The following is a 25,610-nucleotide window of genomic DNA, read 5'->3' as shown; positions in this document are numbered from 1 at the left end:
AGCAAAATGCGTAAACAGGATTACTGAATAGTGACTGTCTGTTTCTTTAAATCGTTTGCATCTGAACTATTTCCGTACAGTACTTCATACTGCCCCGGAGTCACAGTCATTTTGCGTTGTGCCCAATCGTAAAATTCGAAAGACGACGGTGGTAAATCAATCACTGCATCCTTCGATTTTCCTTTTGCCACTTCAAGGCGTTTAAAGCCTTTCAAGGTTTTCAGAGGTCCTTCAATATCATCGACTTTACGCACATACACCTGAACGATTTCGGTTCCGTCGTACGAACCTGTATTTGCAACCGGGACAGTTAGCTGTATCGCTTCATTTTTATTAAAAGTTGATTTGCTAAGTGTGGCTTCACCAATTTCGAAATTGGTATAACTCAGGCCATGACCAAAAGGAAACAAGGCATCTTCCATGTAGCGGTAAGTGCGCCCCTTCATCGAATAGTCCTCAAAATCGTTCAGTTGATCGGAACTTTTATAAAAAGTAACCGGTAGTTTTCCTGAAGGATTGTAGTCGCCAAAAAGCACATCGGCGATGGCCTGCCCACCCGATTCGCCGGCATACCAGGCCTGTAAAATGGCATCGCAGGTTTCAGTTTCCGGCGTTAAAGCGATTGCAGAGCCCGAACAGTTTACAAAAACTACTTTTTTGCCTGCGTCTTTTAAAGCTTTCAAACAGTTTCGCTGAACAGCGGGTAAATCGATATTGGTACGGTCGCCTCCTTTAAAACCGGGGTACGAAACCGGCATTTCCTCCCCTTCCAGGTTTCCGGAAAGACCACCAACAAATACCACGGTTTCAACATCCTTTAGTTTTTTTATGAGTTCGGTATAATCCACATCCACTTCTTTTCCTAAGTTAAATTCAATATTTGCCTGCCAGTTATTCAACTGCGCATAGCGAATTTCGATTTTGTATTTTTTACCGGCCTCCAACTGATATGGAATTCGCGAAGGGAGTGTTCTCCAATTATCGTATTGAATAATTGTTTCGCCGTTTACCAACAATTCGTAATGTCCGGTAGCACCGCCTTTAAAAACAATTTCTTCGCTTGATTTGGCGGTAAATTCTGTTTCGTAGATGGCAGAAAAACCTTCCAGTTTAACTCCCGAAGCAAATTCGTGCTGTCCGGCTGTGGTCTTTTTAATCGGATTTACAATTTGGTCAGTTGTTACAACCTCGCCTTCACGGTCGGGATTGTTCCAATACCTTGCTTTAATTCCCGGTTTCCCTTCAAAACTGCACTGGTTAAAATAACTTTCGGTTACTTTATCTTCTACCAAATCACAAGCTTTATCGTATAGTATTTTTTGCTCCGGAAGTTTGGTTTTTATGCCTTCCAGAATAGAAATGGTCCGAACCGGTGTTCCGTTGTAATTTCCCCACAACATAGGTTCGTCGTTGGCATTGGGGCCAATCACAGCAATCTTTTTTGTCTTCTTTGATAAAGGCAACACCTCATTTTTATTCTGAAGAAGAGTCAGGGTTTGCCGGGCCATGTCGAGTGCCAGTTGGCGATGTTTTTCGTTGTTTAAAACTGATGGAGGAATTTGAGCGTAGGGAACAATGGCATCGTCGTCGAAATCGCCCAGATCAAAACGCCCGGTTAACAAACGCACCACGCTTTTATCAATAATTTCTTCTTTTATCAGGTCGCGATCAACGGCCTCAGGAAGATTCATAAACGGATAATTTTCCCAAACACATTCCACATCGGTACCGGCCAAAACCGCTTTCGAGGCTGCATGCACCGCATCGGACGAAACATTGTGGGTTGTAAAAAAATCGGTAACCGCACCACAATCTGAAACCACCATGTACTGATAGCCCCACTCGTCGCGCAATATGCGCTGCAAAAGGCGGGTGTTTCCGCAACAAGGTTCATCGTCGAGGCGCTGATAAGCACACATTACCTGGCGCACATCGGCATCCTGCACCAAAGCTTTAAATGCGGGTAAATATGTTTCGTACAATTCGCGCGGACTAATGTCGTTCAGGTTGAGCTCGTGACGGCTCCATTCCGGCCCTGAGTGCACGGCAAAGTGTTTTGCACAAGCCAGTAGTTTGCGGTATTTGGCATCGGACGGCCCCTGCAAACCTTTTACTACTGAAACGCCCATTCTGGAAGTCAGGTATGGATCTTCGCCATAAGTTTCCTGACCACGCCCCCAGCGCGGATCGCGAAAAATGTTTACGTTTGGTGTCCACACCGAAAGGCTCAGAAAACGTTTGTTTTCGTTTCCGGCATTGATCCATTCGTTGTATTTGGCCCGTCCTTCATCCGAAACCGCATCATAAATTTCAAGCAGCAATTCGTCGTTAAACGAAGCCGCCATTCCAATGGGTTCCGGAAAAACGGTTACATTATCGTTGTTGGCATAGCCATGCAAAGCTTCGCTCCACCAGTTAAATTTTTTGATCCCGAGTCTCGGAATGGCATCCGACTGGTCGCACATCAATATTGCTTTTTCTTCGAGCGTTAATCGCGAAACCAAATCTTTTGCACGTTCTTCCGAACTTAATTCGGGATTTTGATACGGGTATTGTTGTGCCCATGCCGAGAAGGCTCCCAACAAAATGGCACCAACCACGATCGTTCTATTTAGGAAATGTCTTATCATCTTCTTTCGTTTGTTATTCTAGCGGTTTAAGTACAGCAGCAAATCCTCCTCTGCGAAGCATTTTCACATGTATCGAACTACTGTTATCAACCACCATGTATTGCGTAGAAAAAACGGTATCATGCTCTCCATCCGCAATTAATGTTAATCGGTATTTTTTCCCGTCGGGCAGAAAGCCAAAATCAAGTGATTGCTGTCTTTCTCTTCTTCCTTCTGAATTAATGCCGCCAACGTACCAGTTACCGGCTTTTTTGCGTGCGATTACGGTAAACCTGCCGGGATAACCATCCAGCAATTTTGTTTCGTCCCACACCACCGGAACTTCTTTTAAAAATGTACGTGCCGCATCGGGCAAATTCCGAAACCCTTCGGGGCGATCGGCAAAATGCTGGATGCCCGATTCGAAGACAACACTTAGTGCCAGCTCATGTGCATAAGATGTAATATGCGGATATTGTGAGTTGGTAAATGTTACAGGTGTATAATCCATCGACCCGACAACATTTCTTGTGTACGGTAATACATTATTGTGTTCAGGTGCCGCAGCAGTAAGTTCCGGGCCGTTGTTGTACCATTCGGCACCACGAACTCCCTCGTAAGTCATCAGGTGCGGGTAAGTACGCTGCCAACCACGCGGCACCAAACAACCATGAAAATAAACCATGATATTAAACTGCGCAGCATCCTCTAAAATATCGAGGTAGTAGTCGATCATGTATTGTTTCTCGCTTAAAAAGAAATCAATTTTCACCCCGTAAACGCCCAGGTTATTCAGTTTGGTAAATTCTTCCACGCGGTTTTCATGCGTTTTCATCCGGTCGACAGGAGTTGAAGTAATCCACTTAAACATGCTCGAATTGTACCACATCAGTGGCTTAAGGCCCAATGAATGGATATAATCGATTGCATCTTCCAGGTTACCGCCGTTTTCCATTTGGTCCCATTCCCAATCGAGTAAAGTGTACGGCCAGTTCATTTCGGCAGCCAAATCTGCAAATTCGCAAACAGTTTTAAAATCTTTTGTTCCGTGGTTATGCGACCAGTAATTCCACGATGCCACACCGGGTACTACCCATTCGGTATTTTCAAGAACTGATGGTGTTGAAGCATCATCGACCAAAGTTGATTCCACAACATCGGCCAAACTGCCCACCACAATAACGCGCCAGGGCGATCTCCAGGGCAGTGTAATCTGCGGCAACGCTTCGCCCTCGCCTTCTCCGGGATGCGGAAGCGTAACTTTATATTGATCGGCAACACTGTAGTTGCTCAGTTTTGTTGCACAGTAGTTTCTATCTAAACCTGCTTCATGAATCAGGTACCAGCAATCTGTTGCCGGCATTTCGAAAAGTGCCGGATACGACCAGTTTTTCTGAACGGAAGCACTGTCGCTGTTGGCGTAAAGCCGTTCATTTGAGAGATCGAATTCTTCCAGCCAGCGGTTTGTTTTATTGGGAATGGTATAGGCGGTTAACTCGTCCTGAATCACAAAATCACCTTCTTTTTCAGGAAACTCGTAACGAAAAGTAACTCCATCGTTCCAGGCCCGAACAATTAAATTCAGTTTCGATTTGTTTTCATTTTCAAAACAGAAGGTAATTTCGTTGGCGGTATTTTTTCGTTGCAAACGTTTTCCGTGTATGGCGGTATATTCTTCTTTGATCAATTGGATTGGTTCAACCTTTGTAAGGCTCAAGGCCTTTGAAAAATCCTGATCGTTGCGTAGTAAACCCAAATCGATTTTTGGGATTACAGGAGTAAAATCTTCATCAGACCGGTAATCAACTTTTAAAAACCACGATGAAAACTCGCTATTTTCTGACTGTGAAAGCTCAACTTTTAGTTTCTGATTGGGCGACACAACACTCATTTGTTGAGCAAAAGCCGCCACAGCAAACAACAGGAATAGCCCGGTTAATAAAATTTTATTGGTCCGCATCTTGTTTAGTTAAGTATTAGTCTGCCTTTCTAAAAAAACCTATTCCGGCGATGAGCCAAAGAATAACTTTGGCCCAACACCGGAAATATATAGTAATTCAAATTTATGGTCCTATTCAGGAATTGCATCGTTGGCTGAAGTTGCATACAGTCCGAGTAAACAACCTGTAAAGCCACCTGCTACATCTGTAGAAAGAATATCGCCTGAAACAGTTTCTCCCAGGCGTACTAAATCGGCACCCTCAACAGCATACGAAAACTCATACTTATCACCTTTTGCCGAAACCTGTAAACGTACCGGCTTGCTGAGGTCGATTTTTTTGCTTGCAATTACTTTTGAGTCCATTTCGCCACGGAAACGTCTCTTAAAATTGCGTTGCAAAACCAATACATAATCATCGCCTTTTTTGGTAACACCAAACACATAGTTTGCATTTTCGCTTTGCAAGGCCACAATTCCTGCCAGATCTTTCTCTGATTCAGGCTTGTAATCCACAGTAGCAGCATATGAAAAGCTGTTGTGCATTTGACGATAGAATAAAGTTGAAGTTGGTTTTACTTCTTTTACATTCGTTTCAAATGGATTTATCCGAACGCCACCCTTTGCTTTTTCGATGAAAGCTTCACGTGGTCCGCGCAAACCAATCCAGCGTTTATCCAAATCATCCGACGAAAAATCTTCTTCATAAGTGAAGTTACCATTTGGGAAAAAGCCATCCTGACCGGTTTTATTCTCTACACCTTTAGGCATATCAATTTTTGGTTCCATTGGAACAAGTCCGTTAACAAAAACAGGGAATTCTCCCGACCAGTCAACCGGCAAAATAAAGGTTTCGCGACCAGTATTTACACGTTGCTCCTCATTTGGTCGAACGGCCAAGAACACTCCGTACCACTGACCGTTTGGACCTTCAATAATATCGGCATGCCCTGCCCAATCCACTTTATTTTCTCTTTCTCGTGGAAAGTGTCGCTGAGTTAAAATCGGGTTGCTTGGTGCCGGAATAAATGGTCCGGTTGGGCTGTCGCTTTTAAAGATAACCTCGCTGTGCCAGCCGCCAGTTCCACCTTCGGCGCACATCAGGTAGTATTTTCCATCTTTTTTGTACAGGTGCGGTGCTTCAATCCAGATTGGTTTTTTGGACAGATCAACACCACCATCAACAATAATTTTGTCGGTTCCTTCAATAACCTGGTCCTTTTCAACATCGTATTCCCAGATTTTGATTACACGGTGACCGTTGTACAATTCTTTTCCACGATCAGGCGCATCATTATGCACGATATATGCTTTACCGTTGTCATCAAAGAAAATCGATGGATCGATACCTCCGAAAGCTAGTTTTATTGGGTCGCCCCACCCTTTTTTAGGATCTTTTGTTTTAACGATAATGTTATTCAAACCACCTGTAAAAGCAGTGGTAATCATATAAAATGTATCGTTGTACGGGTTGTAAGTAATTCCAGGAGCATAAACCCCTGCACTAATTCCACAGTCGTGCGTATCGAATGTTTCGGGATTATCAAGTACTCCTCCCAAATCGGTCCAGTTTACCAGGTCTTTTGAATGGAAAATAGGAACGCCCGGAAACATGGCGAACGATGAACAAACCAGGTAATAATCATCGCCTTTGCGAGTTATTGCCGGATCGGGATAACAGCCTTGTAAAATGGGGCTGTAAAATTCGCCTTCTTCAAGCGGGTATTTTTTGTACACATCATCATCGCCCTGATATACAAAATTGGAGAATACTGGGGTATTTGTGCTTTTAACTTTCTTTTCGGGCTGAGCACCATTTGCAACAAAAGTAAACAACATGGCCAAAGCGGTTAATTGAGAAGTTAAACTCGTTCTAAAAATTCTTTTCTTCATTTTAATCGATAGATTTATTCTACTTTTTTCGGTTAATTTTTGTTCTGCAAACTGATTTTGCTACTTAAAAAGTAACTGGGCAAAATTGTATAAGCTGTCTTTCCAAACTGCAAAATCGTGTTGTCCTTCAGGAATCACATAGTAATAGTGCTCTATTTCGTGTTCGCTCATAAAATCGTGTGTTCGCTTGCTAAAACTGAACAGTCCGTCTTTATCGCCACACGAAATAAACAGCAGATTCAGTTGCTCTTTGGTTTTTTCCGGATTGGGAACCAGCTCTGCAGGCTGTTTGGTATTAGGTGCCGATGAAAATCCGCCTACCGAGGCAAACACATCCAGGTTGCCTAATCCAAAATTCAGCGACTGCCCGCCTCCCATCGATAAACCGCCAATGGCGCGGTGTTCGCGATCGGCAATAACAGGGTATTTATTTTCTATGAATGGAATCAGGTCTTTTAAAAGATCATTTTCAAAGTTGGCAAAGGCTTCAACTTTGTCGGCAGCGTATATATTACCTGTGGCACGGTCATCTTTCATGGCACGGCCGTTAGGCAGAACCACAATCATCGGCTCCACTTTTCCATCGGCATACAGGTTATCCAAAATAACCTCAGGATGGCCGTTGTTCAACCATTCAAATTCGTCGCCACCAATTCCGTGCAAAAGATAAAGAACCGGGTATTTATTTTCAGCTGAATAGCCGGGAGGTGTATAAACCAGTGTGGTTCGTTCAGCACCTACTGTACTAGAGGTGTACACTACTGTATCTATTTTTCCATGCGGAATGGAATTACGTAATACGTCAAATCCGGCCGGAGCCTGGCCCACCTGCGCAGTTACTCCTAAACTGAGAATAATAATAAGGATAGGAAGAAATAAGGATGTAAGTTTTTTCATACTATTTATAAGTTCTTTTTATTTAGGTTTTTAATTCTACCTGTTCATGCGCAGTTACCACTTCTTGTCCTTTCCAAAACAACTAATTGATATACTGCACATTATTCTTACTTAAATATTTTTTCGGATATCATTTTGTCTGTAAATTTTTATATCAATACATGACTTTTTGGTCTCTTGGTTTTGGTATAGGTAAAATTATGCATAGGGGGTTAGATGAATCTCTGATTATGGATATTCTATTTCTAATTTTAGATAATTTGAGGAATTTTGGCCGGTTGATCGCAAATGAATGCAAAATTGGGTTGGATATATTAACTAATTTCTTTTAAGTTTACAGGATATCAGGTAATCGACTAATAATGAAAAACAGATTCGAAAAAGTCAGGTATATATATATTGTTGGCTGGATTGTGGTTTTTATTACCCTGTTTCTTTACATGCAAATAAAGGAACGCTACAGCTTTTATTTTACAGAGCAATGGAATATATTTTTATACGACTGGCCGTTTGTAAAATCAGTACTTTGGCAACCGGGAGGACTGGCCCGGCTCATTGCCGACTTTCTAATACAGTTCTTTATAATCCCGTATTTAGGAGCTCTTATTTCAGCCATTCTGTTTACCGCAACTGGAATAGTTACAAGTATAATTTTAAAACGTCTGGCACCTGCTTTACACCTCTCGGTTCTTTCATTACTACCCGTTATTTCGTTACTGTTTTTACAGTTTAACATCAACTACCAGCTGAGCGGAACGATTGCATTTTTGATGTTTTTATGCGCCTTTGTTTTTTATTTAAAAATACAGTCGCTCGTGCCACGAATCATTTATACTGCGTGTTTTTCGCTGCTACTTTACTGGCTGGCCGGGCCGGTGGCTTCCTTGTTTGTTGCAGCAATATTGCTTACCGAACTATTCGTCAATTTCCGAAGCTTCTATTTTTTCTTGCTTCCTGCTGCTTTGGTTTATTTGTCGGCTGTAGTGAGCCTACGTTTAGGTGTTGCAGGCGAACTAAAATACCTGCTACTACCTGATGGCTATTTTACCTGGAAACTTCAGGCTGGGAATGTGATTTACCAGCCCTGGCTGCTTATGCTTGCTGTTTTGTTGTTGGCTTTGCTATTCGGACAGATTAAACAGGTGAAAAAAAATATTCAGGTTGCAGCACTGGTAATCCAATTTGTTGTTTTTGGATGGCTCGCCGTATTTAATTCGTCATTTATGATCGACTCGCGGCATGAAATTTTTAAAGAGCTGGATTATTATATGCGCCAGGAAAATTGGGATAAACTACTTGAACGATGCAGGGAAATTGACATGAACAATTATCTGTATCAAAATTGCAGGAATGTTGCGCTGGCCGAAAAAGGACTGTTGGCAGAGAACCTGTTTGATTATAAACAACAAGACCTTCGGAGTATTTATTTGAACTGGGACAAAACACCATACGTTTCGGTTTTATTAAGCGATGTGTATTTTTCTATGGGCCACATTGCCCTCGCTCAGCGGATGGCATTCGAATCGAACGAGAGCGTAAACAACTACAATCCGCGGATGTTAAAACGTTTGATTCAGACGAACCTGATCTATGGCGCCTATCCGGTAGCCAAAAAATATATTGCTATTCTTGAAAAAACAAAATACTATGCCGACTGGGCGCAAGCTCAAAAGCAATTTCTTGAGAACGACGAGGCAGTGGAAAGCGATCCGTTTTTAGGCTCCAAACGGAAGTGTATATTCCCTGAAAATGTTTTGTCGGGAAAAAATGGTTTTGATTCGGATTTAAAACATATTATTGACCACAATCCAACACATCAGGCCTCCATTCAATATTTGGGTGCCATTTATCTGTTGTTACGCGACATTGAGGGGTTTAAAACGATGGTTGAAAAGTATTACAACACTCCGGCACTACCCGCGTTGCCCAAAGGATTTCAGGAAGGAGTAATGCTTTTTGCCGCCAACGATACAACAGCGTTAAAATATTATGCGATCTCGGATCAGGTGATTCAGGGTTTTGAAGCCTATAAAAACAAAAGAAATAGCCAGAATGTGTACCTGAACTTTTTATTGAAGTAATTGGAAAATTAAAATGATAGTGAAAATGCAGAAAAGTCGTTTACCCCATTTACTGTTTTGTATTGGCCTTGGTTTTTTCTGGGCTTGCACCGGAAATATAAATATAGATGAGAACCTCAACAAAATACCTCAGATTTTTCCCGACTATACAGGCGTTACCGTTCCTGAGAATATTGCTCCATTGCACTTTAAATTAGCTGAATCGTGCGATTATAGCGATGCTTATGCCATTTTTGAAACAGGCACAGAGCAGATAAAAGTTAAAGAATACGGAAAACAGTTTGCAATTGGCGAATCGGCATGGAAAAAACTCATTGAAAGCGCACAGGAAGGCGCTATTGATGTGAAGATAGTGACAAAAACAGACGAGAAATGGGTGGCGTATAAACCTTTTCAATTCTTTGTTTCGCCCGATCGTGTTGACCCGTATATTGCCTATCGGCTGATAGAGCCGGGTTATGAAACATGGAACGAAATGGGAATTTACCAGCGTTGTGTTGAAACGTTTAAACAAACGGAAATTGCAACCAATAAAACCATGGATTATAATTGTGTAAACTGCCACTCATTTTGTATGCAATCGCCCGACACCATGTTATTTCATATACGAAAGGATTTTGGCGGAACTTTAGTTATGCGTGGCAACAAAATTGAGAAACTTAATACCAAAACACCCGAAACCATGTCTCCGCTTGTTTATCCATCGTGGCATCCATCGGGCAACTTTGTAGCCTTTTCGGTAAACAGTACCAAACAGATGTTTCATACCTCCGACCGTAACCGTATTGAAGTATTCGATTACAAATCGGATGTAGTGATTTACGACGTAGAAAAACACGAGATTTTTAGTACTCCTGAACTGTTTTCCAAATCAGCATTTGAAACCTTCCCCACTTTCTCACCGGATGGGCAAACGCTGTATTTTTGTTCGGCCGATAGCGTAACAATTCCCGATGAATATGAGAAGGTCAGATACAACCTTTGCAGCATTACATTTGACCCTGCCTCCCGCCGGTTTGGTGAAGAAGTGGATACACTCGTTAACGCCAGCTCAATGGGTAAAAGTATTTCCTTTCCCCGCGTTTCTCCCGATGGTAATTTCCTGATGTTTACACTGTTTAATTATGGTAATTTCTCCATCTGGCATCGCGAAGCTGATTTGTATCTGCTGAGTTTGGCTGATAAAAAGGTAACTGCCCTGGATATTTTGAACAGTAACGAAACCGAAAGTTACCATTCGTGGAGCAGCAACAGCCGCTGGGTAGTGTTTAGCAGTCGCCGTTTGGATGGGCTTTACTCCCGCCCGTTTATTGCCCACATCGATAAAAACGGAGTGGCTTCGAAACCTTTTGTTTTGCCACAAGACGATGTGGATTATTATACGCAACTCCTCAAATCGTATAATATTCCGGAGTTTGTAAAAGGAAAGGTAAACGTTACTCCTTACCAGGTGTCAGAAACAGCCCGAAATGAAAAAGGTATTGATGTGCTATTCAAAAATTAACGAGTTCTTTCAGGGCTTTCATCTTTGAACATTTCGTAGTGACCATTTTCTTGAAAAAACACTGCCTTTCGCATGCAACAGGTAGCACTTTCGCCAATAAACATTGCCTTTCATATGCGGCAGGTGCCACTTTTGGGCTAAAATAATGGTTGCAGCCTGCGATAGGTGGCATTTTTTTGCCCAAATGCCCCCTTTCAACTTCGATAGCATACCTTTTTGCAAACAATTCAGGCAATTTTTAAATCCCAAAGGCATGACACCCAAATGGAACGGGTTTATGTAATATTTAGCTAAAACGATGGTGTTATTCATGGTTGCGAAAAAAGTTTTAGGGAGGTAATAATGGATGAAAGGCTTTAATACCACAGAAAAAAGGGGAAAACCTTTCGGAAATCCCCTTTCAAAACAATCAAATTTATTTTTATGAATTCTAAACTCTAATAACCTTCATTTTGGGTTATCAGCTGATTTCTAAGCAATTCATTTGTTGGAATAGGCATAACAAGTTTCTGTTGGTTGAAATCCCATTCGCGATAAGTATGCCAGTTAGTCAATGCATTTAAGTCGGTATTAGGAACACCAACACCTTTTGGATAATTGGATTCAATATGAGGGATCAGGAAGTCAGACCGTTGCAGGTCGTACTTCAGGTTCCATTCTGAATTAAACTCTTTACGGCGCTCCTGTCCAAGGGCAACTTCCCAAACTTCAAGACCAGAGAAGGCTTGGTGGTATTCGTTACCGGCGGCATCTGTAGTGTAATAAGTTTTGGCATCAGGCACTTCAACAGTTTCAGTACTAAATGGAATAGGGTATTCTGTTGGAGCCACATAGTCAGAATAAGAACCATTGATATTCTCCAGTGATTGGAAATAAGGTAAGAACGTACTAGTTAATGCCTCCGCTTTACCTACTTCCAGGTTTCCAAACGCACGATCGCGAACTTGATTAACAAGATCCCAGGCAGTTGCATCATCTCCACCATTTAAGCGGAACAGACATTCTGCATAGTCGAGCAATACGCCTGAATAACGTTTGTAATAGAAATGAACCGGTGAGTGAGGTGATGACCACTGACAGCGCTGATTTCTCCAAAGTTTAATCGTCCATATACCTGGGGCATAGTCGCCACCGTTATTCATTTTAAAACTGTTTTTATCAGGTGTACTTCCAATTGTTTGCTGTAAAAATGGGTTGTAACCATAACAATATTCTGAACGCTGATCTTCAGGAAGTTCCGGAACAGGATTAGTAGCCAGTGATGCATCGCGACGTTTGTCTCCTTTTTCAAAAGCGAAATACAATTCCCACGAGAGGTACTGTGAGCCCCAGCCTCCACCACCATTGGTAGAACCGGCGAAAAAGTTCACAAAGTTGTGCGCGTTAGAGTCCCAATTTGAATAGTTTCCTGCACCCATATCCATAACAACCTGCCAAACAGCTTCTTTTGGCCAAGCAAGACCTACGTCCCATAAAGTTGAGTAGGATGGTGCCAATTCGTAAGGTCCGTCATCAATAACTTCTTTTAAAGCAGCAGCAGCCAGTTGGATATTTTCGTTGCTCTTGGCATCGCCTTCACCATTTACACGGGCTTTGTAAGCTTTCCACAAGTACGCTTCACCTAAGTATGAAAGTGCCATACCTTTTGTACAACGGCCGTACTCGTTATTTTGTGGAGCCCACTCAAGTGATAAAGAAGCATCTTTCAAATCCTGGATAATGAAATCCCACATTTCGTCATCAGTTTCGGCAGCAGCCTTGTCAGGCGTATTTGAGAAAGTTTCACCAGCTGCCAGCATTGGTACTCTTCCCCAGGTTTGCGCCAGCCACATATAAAAATAGGCACGGATTGCTTTCGCCTGGCCAGCCATAGATGCGGCTGTTGACCAGCTTGCAGCCTCTTCTGATGCTTCCAAACCTGCCAAAAATACGTTACAACGTCCAATGGCACGGTAGGCATACATCCAACCTGCATTTAAACTTGGATCATCAGCAGTCCACTGCTGGTTACCATATTGTTTATCCCATCCGGTAGCCTGGGTTTCCAGTGTAGGGTGGCAACCAACAAATAACTGAGGTTTGTAGTTCCAGTCGTCTGCGTTGGTTCCAGGGAAGAACATGTCGTAACATCCCACCAAACCTTTTGCTGCGTCTTCTTCGCTCTTAAACATTTGATCAGACGCAAGGATCGTATAGTGGTCAACTGTCAAAAACTCTTCATTGTCGCAAGAAGTTGTTCCGAATAAAACAGTCCCAACAAAAGCGGCTATAAATAATATTCTTAATATGTTTTTCATAATGTTAATCTTTTGTTTATTATGGAACAATTAAAATTTAATGTTCACACCAAATGTATAGGTACGTGGTGTTGGATATCGGCCGGTATCAAGACCTGTATAGAGCACACTTCCTTGTCCTACTTCAGGATCGCCGTACTTGTTGTACGATGAAAAAGTAGCCAGGTTTTGTACAGAAGCATAAACGCGGGCACCAGACATTTTTAGCGATTTGGCAATATTGTTTGGTAAAGTATAGCCAACCTGGATATTATTAATCTTCAGGAAGTCACCTTTCTTAATCCATGCGTCAGAAGTACGGGTATTGGCATTAAGGTCGGTAATCGATAAACGTGGATATGCTCCGTCGGTATTGGTTGGCGACCATGCATCAGCTACAACATCAGTTAAAATATTCGATACACAGTCGTCAGATGGTGTCATAGTAGACAGTTTCATTGCCGAGTAAGAAAGAATATCCTGACCTAATACGCCATACATGTATACTGAGAAGTCCCAGTTTTTATAAGTAGCGTCAAGCATTAAACCGTAGTTCAGTTTTGGGAAACCGTTACCCAGAACGTCCATATCCTCTTCACTGATCTGGCCATCGTTGTTAATATCTACATATTTGAAATCGCCAGGCTGAGTTTGAGCTTCCTGGTAGTAATCGTAGCCAGCAGCAACTGCCGCAGCATTTAACTGGTCGATTTCTGATTGATCAGAGAAAATACCGGCAACTCTGTATCCGTAGAAAGAACCGACAGCATAACCTTCGCGGCAAATTGAGTGGTTGTCCCAGCTAAGACCGCCACCAACAGCACCTACGTTACTTCCGTCGTTGGTTGTACCTGAATTGGTATTGAATATATCTGAACCAGATTCAATTACTTTGTTTTTAAGAGACGAACCGGTTAAAGTTGCTCCAACTTGCCAGTCTCTTCCAATGTTTGTATTGTAATTAATACTGAATTCGAAACCTTTATTCTGAATTTCACCAAAGTTAGTGTACACTGTTGTAAAACCTGTAGAAGGACGCATAGTTTGGTAAATTAACAGATCTTTTGCGGTACGTTCGAAATAGTCGGCTGTAATATTCAACTTGTTATCGTACAGGCCTAAATCAAGACCAATGTTTATCTGTTCGTTGGTTTCCCATTTCAGGTTGGTATCGATTACACTTTGCTGAGCAAAACCATTTGCAGCAGAGCTACTCTGGCTGCTTGATGAGATGCCGTAAAAGTGATACAGATTATTTGCTGAACTTAATTGCTCTACTGACAAATCGGTAGCGCCACCTGCATTACCTGTACGTCCCCATCCTAAACGCAACTTAAGGTTGCTGATTACCGGCGCGACATCCATAAAGCTTTCTTCAGAAATACGCCACGCCAATGCGGCTGATGGGAAAGATCCCCAACGGTTACCTGCACCAAAGTTTGAAGAACCGTCGCGACGCATAGTTGCTGTTAAGATATAACGATCCTTAAGGCTATACATCGCCCTTCCATAATAAGAGATGTAACGGGTTTGCAAATTGAAAGCACCACCTGCTGTTTTTGAATCCAGGTCATTGGTTAAACCAATATCGCGGATATTAGATGCAGGGAAATCTCTCGCCGAAACATTCAGCCACTGGCCATAACTCTTACTAACTGAATTACCAGCCATTAATGTAAGGTTGTGAAGGTCGGTTTTATAATTGTATGTAAAGTAACTTTCAAGAGCCAAATCATTACCTTGAGAAGCATTCATTGAAAATTGTTCAGTCATATCCACACCGTAAAGCTCAATTGATTCTCCATTGTTGTAACGATACCTTAACGGAGTCCAGCTGTAACCATCGCGCGAAGTGAAATTGTACGAAGCAATTGACCTGAAAGACAAACCTTTGTAAAGATCAAGATTAATATAAGCACTTGCGAATACCCGGTTTGATTTTGAAGGATTGTCCAATTCCATTTGGCGGGCATATGGGTTATCATAACCTTTACCAATTTCGTTGGCAACAGAAGTTTGATAAAATACACCATAGGTTCCGTCAGGATTAACTACGTTAGGGCTAATGTATTCACCATCGTCACTAATATAGTCCATAGTTGGTGTAATAAATGCCATATCGCGTAAACTTGATAGGTTGGTATTGTTTCCAAGCGCCGCATTACTACCCATCGATTCGGTGTGAACAAAATTTACATCACCACCCACTTCAATAAAGTCAGCAACGTTTACTTTAACATTGGCACGCGAAGTTATACGCTCGTAGTAACTGTTTATAACAAGACCTTCGTTATCCAGGTAACCTAATGAGAAGTTTGCCTGAGTTTTTTCAGTACCACCTGAGGCCGAAAGATTGTATTGCTGTCTGAGAGCCATACGTGTCATTTCGTCTTGCCAGTTGATGGTTTTTCTTCTACCATCATATTGTGCATCCCAGATAGATAATACCGGTACTCCCCCATCAGAAGCACGGGCCGTACGAATTGATTTTGCGTAGCTATCAGCATCTTGCACATCAAGGCTGTAAGGCAAGGTTTGTGCCCCAAAGTTGGCTGAGAATTCAACTCTGGCCGAACCTTTAGTTCCATGTTTTGTGGTAATCATGATTACACCGTTCGCACCACGTGCACCATAAATAGCAGTTGCTGAAGCATCTTTTAATACTTCAATACTTTCAATGTCGGCCGGGTTAAGAAAGTTTGCGTTAGTACCAACCTGCACACCGTCAACCACGTACAAAGGAGAAGCAGAACCGTTAATCGTAGCAACCCCGCGGATACGTACTGCAGCATTCGCATCAGGAGCACCATCTTGTGAGGTAACCATTACCCCGGCAGCAGCTCCCTGTAAACCTTGTGCAACGTTTACTGGTGCTTTTCGCATCATTTCCTCAGTACTTACGGAAGCCACGGAACCTGAGATGTCACTCTTTTTAATTGTACCGTAACCAACAACCACAACTTCATCGATCCCAACCACATCGGGTTTCATTGTAATGTTAAAAGTGGTTTGCGAACCAATTTCAACTTCCTGAACTTCCATACCAACGAAGCTAAACACAAGAACTTTTGATCCCTGAGGAGCATCCAGACTAAACTTGCCATCAAAGTCGGTTACTGTACCGATAGTAGTCTCTTGTACAGAAACTGAAACACCCGGAATCGGACTTCCGGCATCATCAACTACAGTACCCTGCAAATTGATGTTTTGTCCAAAACCCCAGAGTGTTAAGAGCATCATAGGCAGCATCATTAGTGCAACCTGAAATAATTTGCCTTTTTTCATAAATAAATAGTTTTGATTAATAAATTGGAATTAAGTCTAAGTTGAAAGCGTTTATTTATCGGGGGAAATAGCCCTTTTAAAAAGCGCCAACCTCTTAGTTATATTTTCGTTCATTCTGAGTTTTCTGATGATAGGATCCTATGCATCACCAATATTCCACCGTGCGTTCAACTAAATCCTTTTTTTAAAACTTTGGTGTTTAACGAAATTTTCAGAAAAATAGCAGCAATAATTTCTATGCGAAAAAGTTCAACTCCGATCTTTCGTCCTGCTTCACTAAACACAAATAATTTGCACAATGGTTAAATGGTGTTTGCATTAACACCCCCAAACAGAGCACATCAGGTGAACGATAATATGAACGAATTAAATCGGTGTAAATGCATCACTTGTCCGACAATATTCCATAATCGGAAAGCACAAGCGAAATTTGTGTTCTTATAAAAGACGGTTAATGATAATAGTTTTTTACAGTCCATTCTTTCAAGTTTGATAATATCGTTTGTTAGTAATTGTCAAAACTACACTATCAATATATAGATGACTTATAATTTTAGATAATTTAGTTTCAAGTTTAGATAAATTTCCTCTTTGTGACAGCCTGAAAAGCAACATTACAAGAATCAGTCAGACAATGCTTTTAATGCTTCCAACCAGGCATATACACCCATCTAATCTCAAAACCTTACAAACGCCAAAATGCTGTATTACTGACTTTTAACTCAATTCGGACACTTGAATCCTGACACTAACTTCAATGGTCACAATATGTATGATTTGTTCAAAACATATGATCTGTTTGATTCCAATCCCAAATCAGTTACCACTACATTTTTTTGAAGAACAAAGATACTTATTGTACTAATTACAATTTTTTATAAATTTGTTAAGTATGAGAAATAAAGAATCCAAATAGTATAAAAAACCAACAACCTAAAATCTGAATTATGAAGAAATTTTCTTTCCTTTTCTATTTTCTGGTAATCCTTTTCACCAATAACCTCAAAGCCCAGGAATTTAAACTTATATCATCCGGATATTTCCAAAACCATGGTGTGGATATTATGGCCTTCGATGATATTTATCCTGAAGGACACCAGGGAGGCGTATCGCTGATTATGCACGGAAACCGCATTGCCACCAACGGCGATATCAGGCTGGAACCCACTCCCGGACAATGGCAGCCGGTGCCGAAACAACACGACCGTGTTACGAACCAGGAAAAAAATACGATTACTGCATATTTGAGTTTTCCCGACTCATCGCGCCACATTACCGGCTTCAACCCTATGGTTTATCCCGATCTGCAGTTAAATTACACTGTAAATGTTGAAGGCAAAGGCGGCTCGGTTATCGTTACCGTTGACCTGGAGCAACCCGTTCCGCAAAATTACCTGGGAAAAGTGGGTTTTAATATGGAACTGTTTCCGGGAGCATTATTCGGTAAACCCTGGATTATGGACGATGAAACGGGAATTTTTCCGCAACAACCCAATGGGCCAACCCGTTACGAACCTTCGCATTACAACGATCCGGGGAATTTTAATTCGGAAGGAAAAGCCTCAGCCGAACACCTTGCCGGAGAGGGATATAGCCCGATAATTGCCGACGATATTGTTGCCGAGCCTTATGCTCAGGGGCACCACTTTGTAGTCCGCCCCGACGATCCTTACGGGAAATTCAGTATTGAAAGTGAAGGAGCTGCCTTAAAGCTATACGATGGCCGAATGAATCACAACAATGGCTGGTTTGTTGTGCGAAGCGAAATTTCCGCAGGAAAAACAAAAGAGGCCATAAAATGGATCATTACACCCAATGTTGTTGAAGACTGGCAGTATACGCCGGTTGTTCAAACTTCGCAAATCGGCTATCACAGCAATCAACAAAAAACAGCTATTATTGAACTCGATAAACGCACCGAAAAAACAGAGACTCCTGCACTGTTCAAAATTACCGCTTCGGGAGAAGAAGAAGTACTCAGTAAATCAGGTGAAGAATGGGGACAATTTTTGCGCTACAACTACCTGAAGTTCGATTTCTCGGAAATAAATGACCCCGGTCTTTACCAGGTGCGATACGGTAATTCTGCTTCTCCGGTTTTTCGGATTGATGATGCGGTTTACGATCGCGGAGTCTGGCAACCGGTATTGGAATATTTCTTACCCGTACAGATGTGTCACATGCGAGTAAACGAGAAATACCGTGTTTGGCACGACGACTGCCATATGGATGATGCGCAAATGGCTCCGGTTAATTTTAACCACATTGATGGCTATGTACAAGGAGAATCCACTTTAACTGATTATTCGCCCGGCGATATGGTGCCCGGATTAAATATTGGTGGCTGGCACGATGCCGGCGACTTCGACCTGCGGGTTGAATCACAGGCCGGCGAAACGTACATTCTGGCACTGGCCTACGAAGCATTTGGGGTGGATTATGATGTAACTTCCATCGATCAGCAAAAACGAATTACCGAAATCCACCAGCCCGATGGGAAAGCCGACATCCTGCAACAAATTGAAAACGGTGCACTTACAATCGTTGGCGGATACCGTGCCCTGGGCCGTCTTTACCGCGGAATAATTTGTAATAACCTAAGGCAATATGTTATGCTGGGCGACGCGGCGGCAATGACCGACAACGAACCGGGTAACGACGACGACCGCTGGGTATTTACCGAAGACAATCCTTACCGCGAATTAACCACTGCTGCACAGATGGCAGCCACAGCGCGGGTGCTAAAAGGTTTTAACGATACGCTCAGCACGCAGGCTCTCGATTGTGCCAAAACCTTATTTGAGATTACTGATGCAAGCGGACGTTCGAAATCGGCAAAAATACACGCTGCAACCGAACTATTACTTACTACCGGCGATGACGTTTATAAGGATTACTTGCTTTCTGAAACTGAATTTATTACAGAAGCTATTGGATTTGTAGGCTGGTACATTGGCCGCGCCGAAAAAAAGATTAATGACCCTGCTTTTACCCAAGCGATCAGAGAAGCCATGAACGGGCTAAACGAACAGATAACAAAACAAGGTGCCGAAACTCCTTACGGAATTCCTTATCGTCCGCGTATCTGGGGTGCAGGCTGGGATATTCAGTCATTTGGTTTCAGGCAATACTTTTTGCATACCGCCTACCCCGATATTTTTAGCTCAGAATACATTTACAATGCACTCAATTTTATTTTGGGTTGTCATCCGGGCTCCAATACTTCTTCGTTTGCTTCGGGAATTGGTGCTCGCTCGGCAACTGTTGGTTATGGTTTAAATCGCGCCGACTGGTCGTACATTCCGGGTGGCGTTGTGTCGGGAACGGCACTTATTCGCCCTGATTTTCCTGAACTGCTTGAATTCCCATACCTGTGGCAACAGGTTGAATACGTGCTTGGCGGCGGCTCGTCGCATTATATGTTTTTGGCATTGGCGGCTCAACAGCTACTGGCCGAAGAATAAGCGGAATATTCGCGAGATATAAAATTCAACGACAAAACTTTGAGAGCGAAGTTTTAATCATTATACGAAAAACGGATCGATGTAAATTTTTTGAAACCAATAAAAACCTACTATGAAACGAATTATTATTTTACTTGTGCTGGCCGGTATGACTCTACTTTCGCAGGCCGGAAATTACAAAAATTATAAAGTGTCGGTGTATGTCCGGGCTTACGAAGTGGAAAAGATGAAAGACCTGAATTGGCTCGACTCTACCTGGACCATCATTTCGAACCAGATAAAAATCGACAAAATTTACCTGGAAACCCATCGCGATTTACTGATTGTTCCGGATGAAACACTGGAGCAGGCAAAACAATATTTTTTGGATAAAGGCATGGAAGTTGGAGGAGGAATCACCTACACCATTGATGAGTCGAACAATTTTGAAACCTTTTGCTATTCCAATCCGGAACATCGGGAAATTGTGCAACAGATTGCCGAACATACCGCCCGTCATTTTGACGATTTTATTCTCGACGATTTCTTTTTTACCAGCTGTAAATCTGATATTGAAATTGAAGCTAAAGGTGACATGAGCTGGACGGAGTACCGAACAAAGTTAATGACCAAAGCCGGAAAAGAACTGGTTCTGGATCCGGCGAAAAAAGTTAATCCCAATGTAAAAGTGATTATTAAATACCCGAACTGGTACGATCATTTTCAAGGATTGGGTTTTGACCTGCAAAACGGGCCACACCTTTTCGACGGAGTTTGGACAGGCACAGAAACCCGCGACCCTTCATCTGCACAGCATCTGCAAAACTACCTGAGTTTTAATATTATTCGCTATTTCGACAACTTACGCCCGGGTTACAACTTTGGCGGATGGGTTGATGCCGGCGGATCGAACATGGGAATGGATCGTTACGCTGAACAACTCTGGCTGACTATGTTTGCCAAAGCACCCGAAATTATGCTATTTGCCTATAACCAGCTAACCGGCGTGCAATTGCGCCCCGAAATTCATCGGAAACAATGGCAAGGCACGGGAACCAGTTTTGATTACGACGAGATGATGAAACCCGTTCAATTGCCCGATGGTAAAACTGTAACACCATCGACCTTAGCACGTGTGGCCGGTGTAGCTTTGGAACAAGCTGATGAAGTTGTTGGCCAATTGGGCAAACCAATCGGTATTAAATCGTACAAACCTTATCATTCGTTGGGCGACGATTTCCTGCAGAATTACCTCGGAATGATTGGTCTGCCCATGGACATGTATTCCGAATTTCCTGAAGATCAGAAAGTAATACTGCTAACCGAGCAAGCCAAGTACGATAGCGATATTGTAAGCAAAATGAAAAAGCAGTTACAGAAAGGCGGCGATATCGTAATTACCAGCGGCTTGCTAAAAGCCATACAAAACGACATTGCCGATATTGTAGAATTACGCGCAGGAGACAAGGACGCACTGGTTAACGATTTTGGTTTCTTCGGAAAAGCCGAAAAAGACATCCTTATTACACAGGTGCAGTATCAAACCAACGATGCCTGGGAGATTGTAAGCGCCGGAAGACCTTTAACAAATGGAGTTAGCGGTTACCCGATGCTGCTTAGAGGCCAGTATTCAAAGGGAAACCTGTATGTTATAACAATCCCCAACGATTTTGGTAACCTTTACGATTTGCCCGATGGAGTTTTGAATGTATTTCGCCAGGTAATGAGCAAAGATTTGGGCATGTACATCGAGGGACCGGCCAAAGTAAGCTTGTTTGTATACGACAATAATACATTTATAATTGAGTCGTTTTTGGATGAACCGGTAACCATTCAACTGGTTAGCACGGAAGATATTTCCACCATCTCCGATATTTCCGAAAGAGTTACTATTGAAAAACTGCCCGAAGAAACACCAAGCTTCTTTAGCCGCAGAATGAGAGGGCCTGAAAAGACCAGTAAATTCAGGGTTACTTTAATGCCACATTCATACCGGTTTTTTAAGAAGAATTGAAATTAACCAATTTTCATACTATTAAAATTGTTTGTTTTCAAAGGTATAGTATGGAACTCGCATGAGTTTTAATTATACTCCTGGGTGTAATTTTTTTACATGCTCGTTTCAAAGTTCACTTTTAGATTAAAAGTTTACAAAAAAAATCAGTATTGGCAATAATGATAATGAATCAAATGCCAATACTGATGTAAACTAACTAAACTAATCAAACTATTTATAATTAGTATATTTTCTATGCTTCTGCCACTTTCTGTTTTCTATGTTTTAAAAACAGGTACAAAAAAGCCAGCGAAAGAAATGCTGTAAGAATAATTACATACTGAAGCGTAGCTGCTCCGGCAAGCAAATCATCGCCAAACTTGGTAGTTTGCACATCGTAGATTTTACCCAATACGGGCTGGGCAATAGCTCCTCCAAGGAATCCGATTCCTCCCATTATGGCTAATCCCAAAGCCCCGCTGGTTGGTACTTTTTCGGCAACCACTCCCAACATATTTGGCCAAAAGAATCCTATGCCCAATGCAAAAACCGTTGCTGAGGCAAATAATACAGCACCGGATGAGATGCTCATTAAATAAAGACCGATTCCGGAAAAAACAGCGGAGAACAATAATACTCCGATACCCGATAAACGGTGAACAACCGGACCAGCAACCAATCTGGCCAAAGCCATAATTGCTGAAATCCAAACCAGGATCAAAATTGCTCCAATCCCTTCGCCAAATAAATTACTTACCGAATCATTAAATAATGCAGCAATCCACTGGTTGGTTCCTAATTCGGTGGCAGCTGTAAACAACATGCAAAAAGCCATAAAAAGAAATAATGGAGACACACAGGCTTTAAGCATATCTTTGTACGATGCACCCGCTGTAACCCTTTCCGTTTTCGGGAATTTTTGGCGGAAGAATAAGAAACCGTACACCAAAGTGGGTAATAACATTACGGCTGTTTGAATACGCCACCCAATGCCAATTTCGTTTAAAAAGAAAACGATAAGACCTCCGATTACAATACCGGCCGGAAACCACATGTGAAACCGATTAAGCTTTGCCGTTTTATTGTTCGGATACAAGGCCGTAACCAATGGATTTGCTGCGGCTTCAACACTTCCGTTTGCAATACCAATAAACATGGTTGAAAAGAAAAGCGACCAAAAGCCCTGTGCAAATATGGTCCAGGTAAGGCCAATAATGTGGCAGGCAAAAGCGATAGCCATAACTTTTCCGATGCCTAAAATATCAACCAGGGGACCAAAAATTACCATGGCAAGTGTAAATCCCCAAAAAGCGGTTCCTACAATCCACCCAACCTCTGCCCCTGCGAGGTTAAATTCTTCCATCCACGGAGTTATAAATCCACCACGGGTTCCAAAAGAGAGGGCTGTAACTACCAGCGCCAGACAGCTGGTATTAAATAACAAAGACGTTCTGATTTTATTCATATGCTTAGATTTAATTAGAATTTACCAAAGTTCTTCACCGTATTCCCATCCTTTACGAACGGGTTCTTTGATGAATTGATCCAACTCAGGGTGGTTGGTTACTTTCATGTTAGTTGCATCGTATTCAATGCGAGTATTAAAACGCTGTGCAAGTACACCTATCAGAGCCATTTCTGTCAGGTCGGTTGCATAGTTGAAGTTCGAACCGGGCATTGGGCCATCAGCTTTAATGGCATCCAAAAATTCTTTAACAGGCCCTCCCTCAATTCTCGGAATTGAAGGTTCGGGCATTTTGTTGGCAACCCAATCTTCCCACTCTTCATCTGGCATAATCAGCATTGCATTGTTTGGCCGTCCACCGGTAATTATACTTTGCTTTTCGCCAACCATTATCATTCCCGAAGGAGGCAATTCATCGATTCCCCATTCAGGTCTGTTTTCGGGTTTTAATCCTCCTTCGTACCATTTCAAAACGGCCGGTGCTTTATTTCCTCTTTCCGGAAATTCAAAACGGATTACCGATTTATCGGGTACAAAACCTTCGGGCGAACCCGAATGAAATTCCGACTCCACAACATTGGGCATTCCCAACTCTAATGACCAAAACGGAGCATCGAGTGTATGGCAAGCCCAGTCGCCTAATTCGCCATTTCCGAAATCATAAAAGCCCCGCCACGAGCGGGGAACATAAACCTTGTTGTAAGGCCGAACAGCAGCAGGCCCCAGCCATAAATCCCAATCCAGACTTTCTGGAATAGCTTGTTCTGCAGGGGGAAACTGCCCTGGTTTGGTGAAATATTTTCCTTCTCCAAATTCGGGTCCGTTAAACCAGGCAAATATTTCTTTCACCTCGCCTGTTACACCTGCATCGTACCATTCTTTTACTTTCCTGATTCCATCAGTTGTATGCCCCTGATTGCCCATCTGCGTGATTACATTGTAATACTCAGCGGCTTTTTTAAGTGTTCGTAGTTGCCATACATTATGAGCCAATGGTTTTTCAACAAAAACATGTTTGCCCAATTGCATGGCCGCCATTGCTGCCGGGAAATGACTATGATCGGGTGTTGATACCATAACCGCATCAATTTCATCAGCCATTTCATCGAACATTTTTCTGTAATCTTTATACCGTTTGGCTTTTGGGAAAGTCTTATAACCTTCTGCGGCACTTTCGTCGTTTACATCGCACATAGCAACAATATTTTCACTCTTGCTTTTACTCCAGTTTTCACGACCCCGGCCACCAACTCCAATAATAGCTATATTAACTTTTTGCGAAGGCGAGCAGCTCAATAAATTTGGAATTAATGCTGCACCTACACCAATCGCAGAAGCAGATTGAAGGAATCTTCTTCTATCAATATTTATCATTGCTTACATTTTATAAGTTCTTACTTAACTACTAGTAGACAGGGTTCACCCAACTTTCTTTGGGATGATATTTACTTTCGCTGGCCCACCGTATTCCTCGTTTTTGTATTTCAAACGCTTCTGGCACATCGTAGTCTTTCATTACATGTCCCAGCGATGAATAGAACACACGTCCTTCGCCATAGTATTTTTTCCACACAACCGGCATGATGCAACCGTCAATCCACTCGGCATGTTCGGCTGAAAATTCGGTTGTAGCCAATACCTTAACGTTAGGATCAAGATGCATATAATATTGCTCTGAGTGCATATCAAAGTCTTTCAAACCCTTTGTCACAGAATCTGATTTATTGGTAATCTTAACCGAATAATCGATTACTCCACCGGGATGAGCAACCCATTGCCCACCAACCATAAACTGGTATGCTACGTTATTGCGAAACGAGTCACCAATTCCTCCGTGCCAACCGGCAAGTCCAACTCCACGTTTAACTGCCGCTAGTAGTGCTTTTTCCTGTTCTTTAGAAATCTCTCCCATAGTCCAAATCTGAACAATCAGGTCAAGTGAATTCATCAACTCCTCATCGAGGTATGAATCAAGGGTATCAGAAACAGTAACTTCTGCTCCTTCAGAACGCATCCACGGAACAAAAATATCTACTGATTCTTTCGGCTCATGGCCTTTCCATCCTCCATAAACATAAAGCACTTTTTTCCTTTTCAGGCTTGGCACCAGCTTTTCTTTATTTGCTGCCATCGATATACCGGGTACTACCATGGCTCCGGCTCCGGCCACCACTGTTGCTTTTACAAATTTCCTTCTTGAAACCGACATGATTTATTAATTT

14 protein-coding genes are annotated in these 25,610 nt (G+C 42.3%); 4 read left to right on the top strand and 10 right to left on the bottom strand.

The window, feature by feature from the left end:
* Positions 1-20: 20 nt before the first annotated feature.
* The 4 genes from xyl3A to LH29_RS06630 form a co-directional block, all read right to left on the bottom strand.
* On the bottom strand, positions 21-2,630 hold the full coding sequence (gene xyl3A / locus LH29_RS06645; protein WP_045027004.1) for a xylan 1,4-beta-xylosidase: 2,610 nt from the start codon (positions 2,628-2,630) through the stop codon (positions 21-23).
* A gap of 13 nt (positions 2,631-2,643) precedes the next feature.
* Complete coding sequence (locus LH29_RS06640) at positions 2,644-4,569, bottom strand: glycoside hydrolase family 97 protein (RefSeq protein ID WP_045027003.1); 1,926 nt, start codon at positions 4,567-4,569, stop codon at positions 2,644-2,646.
* Positions 4,570-4,680: 111 nt separating this feature from the next.
* Complete coding sequence (locus LH29_RS06635) at positions 4,681-6,441, bottom strand: glycoside hydrolase family 43 protein (protein WP_045026999.1); 1,761 nt, start codon at positions 6,439-6,441, stop codon at positions 4,681-4,683.
* Positions 6,442-6,501: 60 nt separating this feature from the next.
* On the bottom strand, positions 6,502-7,338 hold the full coding sequence (locus LH29_RS06630) for an alpha/beta hydrolase (protein ID WP_045026996.1): 837 nt from the start codon (positions 7,336-7,338) through the stop codon (positions 6,502-6,504).
* A gap of 362 nt (positions 7,339-7,700) precedes the next feature.
* Here LH29_RS06630 and LH29_RS06625 point away from each other — a divergent pair, with 362 nt between their 5' ends.
* Positions 7,701-9,419, top strand: a complete 1,719-nt coding sequence (locus tag LH29_RS06625) for a DUF6057 family protein (protein WP_045026994.1) — start codon at positions 7,701-7,703, stop codon at positions 9,417-9,419.
* 25 nt (positions 9,420-9,444) lie between these two features.
* Positions 9,445-10,923, top strand: coding sequence for a TolB family protein (locus LH29_RS06620; RefSeq protein WP_045028853.1), 1,479 nt, complete (start codon positions 9,445-9,447; stop codon positions 10,921-10,923).
* A gap of 18 nt (positions 10,924-10,941) precedes the next feature.
* Here the strand turns inward: LH29_RS06620 and LH29_RS06615 are convergent, their stop codons facing one another.
* The 3 genes from LH29_RS06615 to LH29_RS06605 all read right to left on the bottom strand — a co-directional run bounded on the left by LH29_RS06615 (position 10,942) and on the right by LH29_RS06605 (position 16,484).
* Positions 10,942-11,235 (bottom strand): hypothetical protein, encoded by a 294-nt coding sequence (locus LH29_RS06615; protein ID WP_045026991.1) that lies wholly within the window; start codon positions 11,233-11,235, stop codon positions 10,942-10,944.
* Positions 11,236-11,360: 125 nt separating this feature from the next.
* On the bottom strand, positions 11,361-13,220 hold the full coding sequence (locus tag LH29_RS06610) for a RagB/SusD family nutrient uptake outer membrane protein (RefSeq protein WP_045026988.1): 1,860 nt from the start codon (positions 13,218-13,220) through the stop codon (positions 11,361-11,363).
* Positions 13,221-13,250: 30 nt separating this feature from the next.
* Positions 13,251-16,484 (bottom strand): SusC/RagA family TonB-linked outer membrane protein, encoded by a 3,234-nt coding sequence (locus tag LH29_RS06605; RefSeq protein ID WP_082063443.1) that lies wholly within the window; start codon positions 16,482-16,484, stop codon positions 13,251-13,253.
* A gap of 947 nt (positions 16,485-17,431) precedes the next feature.
* Between LH29_RS06605 and LH29_RS06600 the strand changes: the two genes are divergently transcribed.
* Both LH29_RS06600 and LH29_RS06595 read left to right on the top strand, forming a co-directional pair.
* A complete protein-coding gene (locus LH29_RS06600; RefSeq protein ID WP_045026986.1) occupies positions 17,432-19,948 on the top strand; it encodes a glycoside hydrolase family 9 protein in 2,517 nt (838 codons plus the stop codon).
* Positions 19,949-20,060: 112 nt separating this feature from the next.
* On the top strand, positions 20,061-21,941 hold the full coding sequence (locus LH29_RS06595; protein ID WP_045026983.1) for a hypothetical protein: 1,881 nt from the start codon (positions 20,061-20,063) through the stop codon (positions 21,939-21,941).
* A gap of 235 nt (positions 21,942-22,176) precedes the next feature.
* Here LH29_RS06595 and LH29_RS06590 read toward each other — a convergent pair whose 3' ends face one another.
* The 3 genes from LH29_RS06590 to LH29_RS06580 are packed head-to-tail and all read right to left on the bottom strand — an operon-like array spanning position 22,177 to position 25,597.
* On the bottom strand, positions 22,177-23,388 hold the full coding sequence (locus LH29_RS06590) for an MFS transporter (protein ID WP_045026980.1): 1,212 nt from the start codon (positions 23,386-23,388) through the stop codon (positions 22,177-22,179).
* A 21-nt stretch (positions 23,389-23,409) separates the two neighbouring features.
* Complete coding sequence (locus LH29_RS06585; RefSeq protein ID WP_045026977.1) at positions 23,410-24,762, bottom strand: Gfo/Idh/MocA family protein; 1,353 nt, start codon at positions 24,760-24,762, stop codon at positions 23,410-23,412.
* A 31-nt stretch (positions 24,763-24,793) separates the two neighbouring features.
* A complete protein-coding gene (locus tag LH29_RS06580; protein ID WP_082063442.1) occupies positions 24,794-25,597 on the bottom strand; it encodes a ThuA domain-containing protein in 804 nt (267 codons plus the stop codon).
* Between the last annotated feature and the right edge of the window lie 13 nt (positions 25,598-25,610).

The organism is Draconibacterium sediminis (assembly GCF_000949475.1).
GTDB lineage: Bacteria > Bacteroidota > Bacteroidia > Bacteroidales > Prolixibacteraceae > Draconibacterium > Draconibacterium sediminis.
The sequence above is the reverse complement of the archived record's forward strand: the minus strand, read 5'-3'. Positions and strand labels throughout refer to the sequence as shown.